Origin of the sequence: Micrococcus sp. 116 (genome assembly GCF_902506395.1) — a bacterium.
GTDB classification, from domain to species: Bacteria; Actinomycetota; Actinomycetes; order Actinomycetales; family Micrococcaceae; genus Micrococcus; species Micrococcus luteus.
In genome coordinates, this window is record NZ_LR732370.1 from 2,456,057 (window position 1) to 2,468,418 (window position 12,362).

At 73.1% G+C, this 12,362-nt stretch carries 10 protein-coding genes and 1 pseudogene; 3 read left to right on the forward strand and 8 right to left on the reverse strand.

Annotated features, from left to right (window positions below; translation table 11 throughout):
* Window positions 1–175 precede the first annotated feature (175 nt).
* Entirely contained in the window at window positions 176–1,612 is a 1,437-nt protein-coding gene (locus tag CITRIK5_RS11485; RefSeq protein ID WP_236557189.1) for a cytochrome b/b6 domain-containing protein, read from the forward strand.
* A gap of 136 nt (window positions 1,613–1,748) precedes the next feature.
* Here the strand turns inward: CITRIK5_RS11485 and CITRIK5_RS11490 are convergent, their stop codons facing one another.
* Window positions 1,749–2,693, reverse strand: coding sequence for a PaaI family thioesterase (locus CITRIK5_RS11490; protein WP_061873266.1), 945 nt, complete (start codon window positions 2,691–2,693; stop codon window positions 1,749–1,751).
* A 165-nt stretch (window positions 2,694–2,858) separates the two neighbouring features.
* Between CITRIK5_RS11490 and CITRIK5_RS11495 the strand changes: the two genes are divergently transcribed.
* A complete protein-coding gene (locus CITRIK5_RS11495; protein ID WP_159833663.1) occupies window positions 2,859–3,992 on the forward strand; it encodes an acyl-CoA dehydrogenase family protein in 1,134 nt (377 codons plus the stop codon).
* An 88-nt stretch (window positions 3,993–4,080) separates the two neighbouring features.
* Here CITRIK5_RS11495 and CITRIK5_RS11500 read toward each other — a convergent pair whose 3' ends face one another.
* Genes CITRIK5_RS11500 through CITRIK5_RS11515 form a run of 4 tightly spaced genes read right to left on the reverse strand, consistent with a single transcriptional unit; the run spans window position 4,081 to window position 8,537 of the window.
* Window positions 4,081–5,268, reverse strand: coding sequence for an enoyl-CoA hydratase/isomerase family protein (locus CITRIK5_RS11500; protein WP_061867544.1), 1,188 nt, complete (start codon window positions 5,266–5,268; stop codon window positions 4,081–4,083).
* Window positions 5,265–6,062, reverse strand: coding sequence for an enoyl-CoA hydratase (locus tag CITRIK5_RS11505; RefSeq protein ID WP_061867543.1), 798 nt, complete (start codon window positions 6,060–6,062; stop codon window positions 5,265–5,267). Before CITRIK5_RS11505 ends, CITRIK5_RS11500 begins: the two co-directional genes overlap by 4 nt.
* Window positions 6,059–6,976, reverse strand: a complete 918-nt coding sequence (mmsB, locus tag CITRIK5_RS11510; RefSeq protein ID WP_044658708.1) for a 3-hydroxyisobutyrate dehydrogenase — start codon at window positions 6,974–6,976, stop codon at window positions 6,059–6,061. Before mmsB ends, CITRIK5_RS11505 begins: the two co-directional genes overlap by 4 nt.
* 34 nt (window positions 6,977–7,010) lie before the next feature.
* The gene (locus CITRIK5_RS11515) at window positions 7,011–8,537 is read right to left on the reverse strand and encodes a CoA-acylating methylmalonate-semialdehyde dehydrogenase (protein WP_044658709.1); all 1,527 of its coding nucleotides are present in this window, start codon (window positions 8,535–8,537) and stop codon (window positions 7,011–7,013) included.
* Window positions 8,538–8,715: 178 nt separating this feature from the next.
* On the opposite strand from CITRIK5_RS11515, the gene CITRIK5_RS11520 reads away from it, so the two are divergent.
* On the forward strand, window positions 8,716–9,489 hold the full coding sequence (locus CITRIK5_RS11520) for an SDR family NAD(P)-dependent oxidoreductase (protein ID WP_044658710.1): 774 nt from the start codon (window positions 8,716–8,718) through the stop codon (window positions 9,487–9,489).
* A 29-nt stretch (window positions 9,490–9,518) separates the two neighbouring features.
* Here the strand turns inward: CITRIK5_RS11520 and CITRIK5_RS11525 are convergent, their stop codons facing one another.
* The 3 genes and pseudogenes from CITRIK5_RS11525 to CITRIK5_RS11535 all read right to left on the reverse strand — a co-directional run bounded on the left by CITRIK5_RS11525 (window position 9,519) and on the right by CITRIK5_RS11535 (window position 12,196).
* The gene (locus tag CITRIK5_RS11525) at window positions 9,519–10,076 is read right to left on the reverse strand and encodes a MarR family winged helix-turn-helix transcriptional regulator (RefSeq protein WP_036316148.1); all 558 of its coding nucleotides are present in this window, start codon (window positions 10,074–10,076) and stop codon (window positions 9,519–9,521) included.
* A gap of 11 nt (window positions 10,077–10,087) precedes the next feature.
* A pseudogene (locus CITRIK5_RS11530) lies at window positions 10,088–10,231 on the reverse strand (integrase core domain-containing protein); the annotation flags it as partial.
* A gap of 183 nt (window positions 10,232–10,414) precedes the next feature.
* Window positions 10,415–12,196: an AMP-binding protein gene (locus CITRIK5_RS11535; RefSeq protein ID WP_119217562.1), complete on the reverse strand. Its 1,782-nt coding sequence runs from the start codon at window positions 12,194–12,196 to the stop codon at window positions 10,415–10,417.
* Between the last annotated feature and the right edge of the window lie 166 nt (window positions 12,197–12,362).

Consider the following 12,362-nt stretch of genomic DNA (forward strand, 5'->3'; position numbering starts at 1 on the left):
CGGTCCGCAGCGGACCGCGCCCCTCGGACGAGGAGAAGCATGCCCAAGCAGCGAATGGCCGGCTACGTCCCCCTGAGGGGCGCCCCGGCCGAGAACGAGCCCGCCCCCGCCCCGGCGCAGGACACCACGACGGCGGCCCCGGTGGTCGCGCCCGCCGTGCCGGTGGCGCCGTCCCGTGGGATCGACCCCGGCCGCCGCCCCCGAGCCGATTGCCGCCTCAGCGTCCCCGACGCGGGCCCCCGCACCCGCGGAGACCGAGCCCGTCGTGCCGGACGTGGCGGCCGCCGTCGCGGCCGCCGCGGCCGGTGCGCCCGCCGCGTCCGGGGTGGGCGCGCCCGTGGAGTCCGACCTCGTGCCGCTCGCGGAGCGGCGACGCATGGCCGGGTACGTGCCGTTCGCCCGGGAGGGGGAGTGGTTCACCGAGCTGGCCGCCGTGGGCGCCCCCACCGCGCCGGAGACGGTGGCGCAGGAGGTCGACGCACCGGAGCAGGCCACCGCCGAGCCCGCCGCCGCGGAGCCGGCCGATGCGGAACCGGCCGTCGCCGCCCCCGTGGCCGCGGCGCCGGCTGCGGAGCCGGCTCCCACCGCGCCGGACACCCGTTCGGCCCCGCCGGCCTCCACCGCGCAGCCGCCCCGGGCCGCCCCCGGGGCCGCCACCGGCACGCCCGCTCGGGCCGCGGAGACGGACGCCGCCGAATCCGCCGCCCCGTCCCGCCTGCGCAAGGCGCTGCCGGCGGTGGCCGGCGTCGTCGTGCTGGCGCTGCTCGCAGTGCTGGCCGGACGCTGGCTGCGGAGCCTCGACCCGGTGGCGGACTTCATCGCGACCTACGACGGGCACCCGGTCCTGCCCGAGGGCACCCCCGAGGGGATGCCCTGGTGGATGGGCTGGCAGCACTTCCTGAACATGTTCCTGATGGTGCTGATCATCCGGACGGGCCTGCAGATCCGTCACGAGACGCGGCCGCCGGCCAACTTCACTCCGACGAAGGACGGCCTGTTCTCCGCGCGGGGCAACACCCCGAAGAAGTTCTCGCTCACCATCTGGACGCACCAGGCCCTCGACGCGCTGTGGCTGCTCAACGGCGTGATCTTCGTGGTGCTGCTGATCGTCACCGGCCACTGGGCGCGGATCGTGCCCACGGACCCGCACGTGTTCCAGCACGCCCTGTCCGCCGGCATCCAGTACCTGTCCCTGGACTGGCCCACGGAGAACGGCTGGGTGCACTACAACGCGTTGCAGATGCTCTCCTACGCGCTGGTGGTGTTCGTGGCCGCCCCGCTCGCCGCCCTCACGGGCTGGCGCATGTCCTCGTGGTTCCCCACGGAGGCCAAGGGACTGAACAAGGCGTTCCCCATGGAGGTGGCCCGCAAGGTGCACTTCCCGGTGATGGTCTTCTTCGTGGCGTTCATCGTGGTGCACGTGTTCCTCGTGGCCTTCACGGGCCTGCTGACGAACTTGAACCACATGTACACCTCGCGGGGCGGTGCCACCGACGCGTGGGGCCTCGTGGTGTTCCTCGTGAGCGTGGCGGTCACCGCCGCCGCGTGGTTCTTCCTGAAGCCCGCCTTCACGGCCCCCGTGGCCTCCCGGTTCGGCACCGTGGGCCGCTGAGCCGGCCGCACGACGACGGCCCCTCCTCCTCCACCCGGGACTTTCGAACGTGATCTCGGGGGAATGAGCGCTTTCGAACGTGAGATAGGCCCTTTCTCACGTTCGAAAGCGCTCGGGTGCTCGGGCGTGCGGGGCGTCAGCTCCGGGCAGCTCGGAAGGTGACCTGCACCTGGACCATCGGCTTGTCGGCCACGGGGACGCCGTCGGCGCCGACCGGCACGAGGTCCACGTCCACGAGGCGCAGGGACCGGCCCGCGTGCCGCACCCGCGTGAGGGCGACCATCTCGCCGTGGCCCGGGCGCACGAACACCACGCGCACGGCCTGGACGTCGTAGCGCTCGCGGTCCGGCATGGCCGCCTGCGCGGCGGTGACCGCCCGCAGCGTCATGGCCCCGCCGTGGACCGCGCCCGACGGGTTGGCCAGCTCCGGCTTCGGGGCGAAGCGGGCGCCCGCGCTCGCCGCGGCAGCGACGGCGGGGCGCACGTCCGGATCGGCCGTCGGCAGCGACTCGGGGCGGGCGGCCAGCAGCCCCGGCATGGGCACGCGGGTCTCGGCCCTGCGGGGCAGCCGCCCGGCCGCGACGAACGCGGCCATCCGCTCCGGCGCTCCGGCCGGCACCGACTGGAACCAGCCGGTCGCCTCGACCACGCGACGCCCGTCCGCGTCCTCGAGCCACGCGCGGGCCACGCCGCCGGCGGCATCCCAGGCCAGCGGGCGGGTCCAGCACTCCAGCAGCGGGCCGTCCTCGTCCCCGGCCGCGACCGCCGCGTCGAAGGCGGGCAGCGGGCCGAGCACGTTGACCTGCAGCTCGGTGGTGACCACGGTCTCGATGTCTCGGGCCGCGTGGTGCACGGCCACCGCGGTGGCGTTGTCCATGATCACGGTGGCCGCCGCGCCGGTGGGCCGGCCGTCCAGGTCGAGGCACCACGGGCCGACCTCGAACGCGGCCGGGTTGAGGGCGCCGTTCCGCTCGGTCATCAGCGCATGGCGGCGGATGCCGAACAGCTGTTCCGTGCGGCCGGAGGGGTGGGAGCGGGGGCCGGTGGGCGAGTCCGCGGTGGGGCTGGTGGTGGTCTGCACGGGGAGCACGCTAGCCCACGGCCCGGCGGCGACACGGCTGATCATTGGATGTCCTATTATCGTGGTGACGACAGTCACACCCTGTCGCCGCCCGCGGTGTCACCCCCGCACCACCCCGTCGTGGACCGCCCGCGCGGCCGGCCCGAGCCCCAGGAGGACGAACCCATGTTCCCCATCACCGACGACCAGAAGGCCCTGGTCGACGCCGTCCGCGACTTCGCCGAGCAGCGCGTCGCCCCGCACGCCCTCGACTGGGACGCCGAGAAGCACTTCCCGGTGGACGTCCTCGCCGAGGCGGGCGAGCTCGGCCTGGGCGGCATCTACGTGGGGGAGGAGCACGGCGGCACCGGCCTGGAGCGCACGGACGCGATCCTGATCTTCGAGGAGCTCGCCAAGGCGGACCCGGCCTTCGCCGCCTACATCTCCATCCACAACATGGTCGCCTGGATGATCGACTCCTTCGGCAGCGACGAGCAGCGCGCCCGCTGGATCCCCGACCTCGCGGGCATGGAGCACCTGGCCAGCTACTGCCTCACCGAGCCCGGCGCCGGCTCGGACGCGGCCGCGCTGAAGACTCGCGCCGTCCGCGACGGCGACCACTACGTCCTCAACGGCGTCAAGCAGTTCATCTCCGGCGCCGGCGCGTCCGACTGCTACGTGGTGATGTGCCGCACCGCGGACACGGGCGCCCGGGGGATCTCCGCCGTCGTGGTCCACAAGGACACCCCCGGCCTGTCCTTCGGCCCCAACGAGAAGAAGATGGGCTGGCACACCCAGCCCACGCGCCAGGTGATCTTCGAGGACGTCCGCGTGCCCGTGGCCGACCGCCTCGGCGAGGAGGGCGACGGCTTCCGCATCGCCATGAAGGGCCTCAACGGCGGCCGCCTGAACATCGGCGCCTGCTCGATCGGCGGCGGCCTGGCCGCCCTGGACAAGGCCACCCGCTACCTCAAGGAGCGCAGCGCGTTCGGCGAGCCGCTCACCACCAAGCAGGCCCTCGTCTTCGAGCTCGCGGACATGTCCGTGAAGCTGGAGACCGCCCACACGATGCTCATGCGCGCCGCGGACGCCCTGGACCGCAACGACCCGGACACCGTGCGCCTGTGCGCCATGGCCAAGCTCGTGGCCACCGAACACGGCTACGAGGCCGCCGACACCGCCCTGCAGCTGCACGGCGGCTACGGCTACCTGCACGAGTACGGCGTGGAGAAGCTCGTCCGGGACCTGCGCGTGCACCGGATCCTCGAGGGCTCCAACGAGATCATGCGCATGATCGTGGGTCGCGGCCTGATCGCCTGACGTCCGGGGCCCCACCCGGTCGCCCCACCCAGCACGGCGCCCCGCGGTCCCCACACGGGACCACGGGGCGCGGTCCGTCGGGGCGGGCTCAGCCGAGCTGCAGCGGGTCCACCCCGGACACGGGCTCGAAGTGCCCGGCCACGTCCTCGGTCGAGACGTCCTCGAGCCGGGCCGGGCTCCACGTCGGATCCTTGTCCTTGTCCACGAGCAGCGCGCGGATGCCCTCGGCCATGTCCGGCTCGCGCATCAGGTGGGTGGCGATCGTGAACTCCTGGCGCAGTGCGTCGGCCACGGTCAGGTCCGCTCCGCGCGCGGCCAGCCGGCGCTGGGCCTCGTGGGCCACGGCGACGGCGGTCGGGGACTTGGTGCGGATGGCCTCGGCGGCCTGCCCCGCGGCCTCGGCGTGCTCCCCGCCCGCGGCGGCGCGCTCGTCCAGGGCGGCGAGGACCTCGGCGGCCGTCTCCCGGTCGTAGACGTCCTCGATCCACTCCCGGCCGGCCACCAGCGCGGAGGCGGGCTGTGCGTCCTCGGCCACCGCGAACCGGGCCAGCACCTCGTCGGCGGCGGCGAAGGCGGCCTCGTCGCGCGCGCCCGCGTCCGCGGCCGAGCCGAGGGCGCCGAACGCCGCGGCGAGGGCCTGCTCGAGCTCGTCCAGCCGGGCGGACTCCACGAAGACGTCCGCCAGGCCCAGGGCCACCGCGTCGGACCCGGAGGCATGCGCCGAGGTCGCGGCCAGGTGCCGGCCCGCCTGGAAGGGTGCGCGGGCGAGGTGGAAGGAGCCGCCGACGTCGGGGGTGAACCCGATCGCCGTCTCGGGCATGCCGGCGCGGGTCCGCTCGGTGGCCACGCGGTGCGAGCCGTGCACGGACACGCCCATGCCGCCGCCCAGGACGACGCCGTCCATGAAGGCCACGTACGGCTTGGGGTAGGTGGCGATGCGCTCGTTCATCGCGTACTCGTCGCGGAAGAACTCCTCGGCCTCCGCGAACCGCCCGGCCAGGAGCGAGGAGCGCAGGGAGACGACGTCGCCGCCGGCGCACAGTCCCTTCTCCCCGGCGCCGCGGATCAGCACGCCGCGCACGGCGGGGTCCGCGGCCCAGTCGGTCAGGGCCGCGTCGATCGCCCGGACCATGTCCTGCGTCAGCGCGTTCAGGGCGCGCGGACGGTTCAGCGTGATGCGGCCGAGGCCGTCGCGGACCTCGAGGAGCACCTCGTCCGCCGCGCCGTCCTGCCCGGCCGCGGGGGCCGTCGTCGCGGTGGTCTGCGCGTCGCTCATCGGTGCTGCCACCCCGCCTCGCGCTTCGCCGCGAACGCGTCCATGCCCTCCTTCTGGTCCGCCGTGGCGAACGCGGCGTGGAACACGCGGCGCTCGAAGGCGATGCCCTGGGCGAGCGTGGTCTCGAACGCGGCGTTGACGGCCTCCTTGGCCATCCAGGAGGCCGGCTTGGACTTGGACGCGATGGTCGCGGCCACCTCCAGCGCCTCCTCGAGGGCATTCTCGTCGGCCACCACGCGGGAGACGAGTCCGATGCGCTCGGCCTCCTCCGCCCCGATCATGCGGCCGGTGAGGATCATGTCCATGGCCTTCGCCTTGCCCACGGCGCGGGTCAGGCGCTGGGAGCCGCCCATGCCGGGGATGACGCCGAGGTTGATCTCGGGCTGGCCGAACTTCGCGCCCTCGCCGGCCACGAGCACATCGGCCATCATGGCCAGCTCGCAGCCGCCCCCGAGGGCGTAGCCGGTCACGCACGCCACGATGGGGGTGCGGGCACGGGTGAGCCCGTCCCAGCCGGCGAACCAGTCGGCCGCGTACATCTCGGAGAACTCCTTGGTGGCCATCTCCTTGATGTCCGCGCCAGCGGCGAACGCCTTGGGGGAGCCGGAGAGCAGGATCGCCCCGATCTCCAGGTCGGTGTCCAGCTCCTGCACCGCCGCGACGACGGCACGCATCGTCGCCTCGTTCAGCGCATTCAGGGCCTTCGGCCGGTTCAGGCGGATATGGCCGACCCGGCCCTGCCGCTCCACGATGATCGGCGACTCGGCGCCGTCCGGGGTGGTCTGCTCGCTCATGCCTCGCTCCTGTCCGTGTGTGATGCTCGGATGTCCTCGATGATGCCGGAAAAGTCGCGGGCGGCGCCTTCTCCGGCGGCGTACTCGGCGTATTTGGCCTGCGCGAGGCGGCCCAGGTCGGCCGCCACGCCCTGCTCGTCCAGGGCCGCGAGCGCGAGCCCGAGGTCCTTGGCCATCAGGGCGCCGGCGAAGCCGGGCTGGAAGTCCCGGTTCGCGGGGGAGCCGGGGACAGGGCCGGGCACCGGGCAGTTGGTGGTCAGGGACCAGCACTGCCCGGAGGCCTTGCTCATCACGTCGTACAGGGCCTGGTGCTGCAGGCCCAGGCGCTCGCCCAGGACGAAGGCCTCGGCGACGGCGATCTGCGTGACCCCCAGCACCATGTTGTTGCAGATCTTCGCGGCCTGGCCCAGCCCGGCGCCCCCGCAGTGCACGATCCGGGCGCCCATGACCTCGAGCAGCGGCAGCACCTCGGTGTACACCTCGTCCGAGGCGCCCACCATGAAGGCGAGGGTGCCGGCCTCGGCGCCCACCTGGCCGCCCGAGACCGGCGCGTCGGCCGCCCGCATGCCCGCCGCCTCCGCCGCCGCGGCCGCCTCGCGGGCCTCGGCGACGTCGATGGTCGAGCAGTCCAGGAACACGGTGCCGGGGCGGGCGGCGGCGAGCAGGCCGCCGTCGCCGTCCTCCCCTCGGTAGACGTCCAGCACCAGGCGTCCGTGGGGGAGCATGGTCAGCACGACGTCGGCCTCCGCGGCCGCCGCGGCCGTGTCCGTGACGGTCTCGACGCCGGCCGCACGGGCCTTCTCGAGGGCCTCGGGGACGAGGTCGAAGCCGAGCACGCGGTGGCCCGCGGCGGCGAGGTTGGCGGCCATGGGGCCGCCCATGTGGCCGAGGCCGAGGAACAGAACGGTGGTCATGGGGTCCTCCTGGTCGGGACGGGCTGCGGGGCGGTCACGAGCCGGCCGGCATCACGAAGCTGGCGCCCTCGCGCACGCCGGAGGGCCAGCGCGTGGTGACGGTCTTCGTCTTGGTGTAGAACTTCAGCCCGTCCGTGCCGTGCTGGTTCAGGTCGCCGAAGCCGGAGGCCTTCCAGCCGCCGAAGGTGTAGTAGGCGATCGGCACGGGGATCGGCACGTTCACGCCGACCATGCCGGTGTCCACGCGGGTGGAGAAGTCGCGGGCGGCGTCGCCGTCGCGGGTGAAGATGGCCACGCCGTTGCCGAACTCGTGCTCGTTCACGAGCGTGAGCGCCTCCTCGTAGTCCTTCGCGCGGACCACGGAGAGCACCGGGCCGAAGATCTCCTCGCGGTAGATGCTCATCTCCGGGGTGACGCGGTCGAACAGGGTGGCGCCCACGTAGAAGCCGTCCTCGTGGCCCTCGACGACGACGCCCCGGCCGTCCTCGACCAGGTCGGCGCCCGCCTCGACGCCGGCCGCGATGTAGCCCTCGATGCGCTCCTTCGCGTCCTTCGAGACGACGGGGCCGAAGTCCGAGGACGCCTCGAGCGACGGGCCGACCCTGAGGTCCTTCACGCGCTCGCGGAGCAGCGCGATCAGGCGGTCGGCGGTCTCCTCGCCGACCGGGACGGCCACGGAGATCGCCATGCAGCGCTCGCCGGCGGAGCCGAAGGCGGCGCCGACCAGGGCGTCGGCGGCCATCTCGAGGTCCGCGTCCGGCATGATCACGGCGTGGTTCTTGGCCCCGCCGAAGCACTGGGCGCGCTTGCCCATGCGGGCGGCGTGCGCGTAGATGGACTGCGCGATCGGGGTGGAGCCGACGAACCCGACGGCCTTGACGCGCGGGTCCTCGATGAGCGCGTCCACGGCGGTCTTGTCGCCGTGCACCACGTTGAGGGCGCCGGCGGGCATGCCGGCCTCGAGGGCCAGCTCGGCCAGGCGAACCGGCACGGAGGGGTCGCGCTCGGAGGGCTTGAGGACGAAGGCGTTGCCCGCTGCCAGGGCGATGCCGGCCTTCCACAGCGGGATCATCGCCGGGAAGTTGAAGGGCGTGATGCCCACGGCCACGCCGAGCGGCTGGCGGATGGAGTGCACGTCGATGCCGGTGCCCGCGTCGGCGGTGAACTCACCCTTGAGCAGGTGCGGGGCGCCCGCGGCGAACTCCACGACCTCGATGCCGCGCTGGATGTCGCCCTTGGCGTCCGGGACGGTCTTGCCGTGCTCCTGGGCGAGCACGGTGGCCAGCTCGTCCATGTTCTCGTTGATCAGGTCGACCCAGCGCAGCAGGATGCGGCCGCGGCGCTGCGGATTCAGCGTCGACCACGCGGCGAAGCCCTCCTCGGCGGAGGCCAGGGCGGCGTCGATCTCCTCGGCGGAGGCCAGCGGCACGCGGCCCGCCACGCTGCCCGTGGCCGGGTGGTAGACGTCGCTGTGCCGGCCGGAGGCGCCCTCGCGCTGCTCGCCGTGCACGAAGTGGGGGATCACGGGGGCGGTCTCGGTGGGCGCGGTCTTCTGGGACATGGGGGCTCCTCGCGGGTCCAGGCGGAAGGCGGACGCCGGGCGGCGCCGCCCACGGCGGGCGTGACGGGCCCGGCTGTGTGTGTGATCTGGGTTACTCTTCCGCTAATCTAGGATGAGAACGTAGGACATGCAACTATCGAACTCGGGGGTATCCCGAGGAGGAAGGGAGGGTCCGTCCATGGACCTGTCGAACCAGAGCGCGATCGTCACCGGCGGGGCCTCGGGCCTCGGCCACGCCACCGCCCGCCGCCTGGCGGACGCGGGTGCCGCCGTCGTGGTGGTGGACCTGCCGGACCGCGAGGGTGAGACCGTCCGCGCGGACGCCGTGGCCGCCCTCGGGCCCCGCGCACGCTTCGTGACGGGCGACGTCACCGCCGAGGACACCGCCCGGGAGGCCGTGGCCGCCGCGCTGGAGGCCGGGCCGCTGCGGGTGCTGGTCAACTGCGCCGGCGTGGCGACGCCGGGCAAGCTCGTGGGTCGCGACGGGCCGCTGTCCGCCGAGGTGCTCAGTCGGGTCCTGGCGATCAACACGGTCGGCACCGTGTCGATGATGGCCCAGGCCGCCGCCGCGATGAAGGCGCAGGAGCCGCTCGGCGAGGACCGCGGCGTCATCGTGAACACCGCCTCCGTGGCGGCCTACGACGGGCAGATCGGCCAGATCGCGTACTCCGCCTCCAAGGGCGCCGTGGTCGCGCTGACCCTGCCCGCGGCCCGCGAGCTCGCCTCCTCGCAGATCCGCGTGGTCACGATCGCCCCCGGTCTGATGGAGACGCCCATGATGGCCGGCCTGCCCGAGGCCGCCCGCGAGGCGCTGTCCACCAAGACCCCGCATCCGGCCCGCCTCGGCCGGCCCGAGGACTACGCGCTGCTCGTCGAGCAGATCGTGTCCAACCCGTTCCTGAACGGCGAGGTCATCCGGCTCGACGGCGCCGTGCGCCTCGAGCCCCGCTGAGTCGGACGGTCCGGAGGCCGGAGGGCGCGTCAGGAGGAGGTGTGCTCCGCCGTCGCGGGCGCGCCGGCGTCGGGGCCGTCGGCCTGGAAGTCGCCGGCCTCGGCGCGGAACCGGCCGAGGACGTCGATGAGGGTGTCCACGTCCGCCGGACCGAAGCCGGAACGGCCGAAGACCTCGGCGTTGAGCGTCTCCGTGGCGGCGACGGCGACGCGCCGGCCCTCGTCCGTGAGGGCGAGCACGAGCGCGCGGCGGTCCGACTCGTGGGGGGTGCGCTCCACCAGCCCGGCGGCCTCGAGCCGGTCCACCGCATTGGTCACCGAGGTGGGGTGGACCTGCAGGAGCGCGGACGCCTTGGACATCCGCATCCGCTTCTCGCGCGAGAAGTTCAGCAGCGCCAGCAGCTCGTACCGCGCGAAGGTGAGCCCGTAGGGCTTGAGCGCGGCCTGCGCCCGACCCAGCAGGATCTGCTGGGCCCGCATGATCGAGGTGATGGCGGCCATCGGGCGGGCGACGTCACCCCATCCGTGACGCTCCCAGTTCCGGGCGGCCTCCCGGATGGGGTCCTGGGCGAGGGGTGGCTTCTTCATGGCGCTCCAGACTAGCTGTAGGAGGGCATGACGTTGTTGACTCGGGCCGGTGCCAACGAGGCCGGAGGAGCGTCTCCGCAGGAGGTATGAGGCCGATGGTAGTTGTAGTGGTTCACCCACACCGCCAGGGCCTCACGCCGAGCGTTAGCGTGAGTCATGAGTGGGTCTTCTCGGGCAGGTCGGTGGTGTAGGAACTTCCATCCTGCGGGAGAGGCCCACTCGTCTCATCTCAGCCCGGTACCCATGTCAAGAACCTCATGACCCACAACAACTAGCGGCGCACCGGGGGTCCCCCGCCACCGCCGGACACGGACGGGGCGGTGGCGGGGAACGGCCGGTCAGCGCTGCAGGTCCAGGTCCTCCTCCCGGAACTCGGTGCCGTAGCCGTCCGGGGCGGCGCCCGTCTGGGCGCGCTCGACCTCGGCCTTGCGCAGCTCCACGCGGCGGATCTTGCCCGAGATGGTCTTCGGCAGCTCGAGGAACTCGATGCGGCGGATGCGCTTGTACGGGGGCAGCTGGGTGAGCGTGAACTGCAGGATCGCCCGGGCGGTCTCCGCGGTGGGCTCATGGCCCGGGGCGAGGGTGACGAAGGCCTTCGGCACGGCCAGTCGCAGCTCGTCCGGGGTGGGGACGATCGCGCCCTCCATCACGGCCGGGTGCTTGACCAGCACCGACTCCAGCTCGAACGGGGACACCTTGTAGTCCGAGGACTTGAAGACGTCGTCCGCGCGGCCCACATAGGTCAGCACGCCGTTCTCGTCGCGGCGGGCGATGTCACCGGTGTGGAACACGCCGTCGCGGAACACCTCGTCCGTCTTCTCCTGATTGCCGTAGTAGGACTTCAGCAGGCCCACCGGACGCGGGTCCAGGCGCAGGCAGATCTCGCCCTCCTCGGCCTCCTGGCCCGTGAGCGGGTCGAGCAGGGTGACGTCCATGCCGGGCAGCGGGCGGCCCATGGAGCCGATGACGACCTTCTGGCCCGGGGTGTTGGCGATCTGCAGGGTGGTCTCGGTCATCCCGAAGCCGTCGCGGATCGTGGTTCCCCACGCCTTGTGCACCTGGTCGATCACCTCGGCGTTGAGCGGCTCGCCCGCGGAGATGGTCTTGGTCGGCGGGGTCGTCAGCTGCGCCAGGTCCGCCTTGATGAGCATGCGCCACACGGTGGGCGGGGCGCAGAAGCTCGTGACGCCGTAGCGCTCCATGTTGGCCATCAGGGCCGCGGGGTCGAACTTGCGGGCGTTGTGCACGAAGATCGTGGCCTCCGCGATCCACGGGGCGAAGAAGTTGGACCACGCGTGCTTGGCCCAGCCCGGGGAGGCCACGTTGAGGTGCACGTCGCCCGGCTCCAGACCGATCCAGTAGAGCGTCGTGAGGTGGCCGACCGGGTACGAGGTGTGGGTGTGCTCCACGAGCTTCGGCTTCGAGGTGGTGCCCGAGGTGAAGTAGAAGAGCAGCGTCTCGTCGGCGGGGGTCGGCTCGGCCGGGGTCAGCTCGGTGGCGGCGTCGTCGGCGTCGTCGTAGGAGAGCACGGTGTGGCCGGCGACCTCGGGGGCGCGGCGCGCCGGGCCCTCCGCGAAGACGCCCGGCACGTGCACCAGGTGCAGGTCCTCGCCGACTCCGGCGAACTTGGCCAGGTCCTCGGCGCCGGCCACGGCCCACGCGGCGCCGGCGCGCGTCACGCGGTCCTCGAGGTCCCCGGAGGTCATCTGCGTGGTGGTGGGCACCATGACCACCCGCAGCTTGATGCAGGCGAGCATGAACTCCCACAGCTCCACCTGGTTGTTCAGCATCAGGATGAGGCGGTCGCCGCGGCGCAGGCCCTGCGCGGAGAGCCAGTTCGCCACCCGGCTGGAGGCCGCGGAGAGCTCGGCGAAGGTGCGTTCGGTGCTGCGCCCGTCGTCCTCGGCGATGATCAGCGCCGGCACGTCCGCGCGGGCCGGGTCCTGGGCCAGGCGGTCGAACCAGTCGAAGCCGAAGTTGAAGTGCTCGAAGCGGGGCCACTCGAACTCGGCGCGGGCGCGCTCATAGTCGGTCTGGCACTCGACCAGCAGGTCGCGGGCCGCGCGGAACACCTCCGTCGGCGACGGGGCGGCGACGGCGGTGGGGTCCTGGACGGTCATGGGTCCCTCCTCGGGATGGCTGCTGAACGGATCCTTGGCCGGGGGTCTGTGATCTGGAACACTACTGGCAGACCTGGATAGTTGGAAGTCCTACAGTCGGATTCGCGGCGAAACCGCCCGCCGTCGTCGGACCGCCCCCGAAGGAGAGCCATGACCGCCCTCGCCG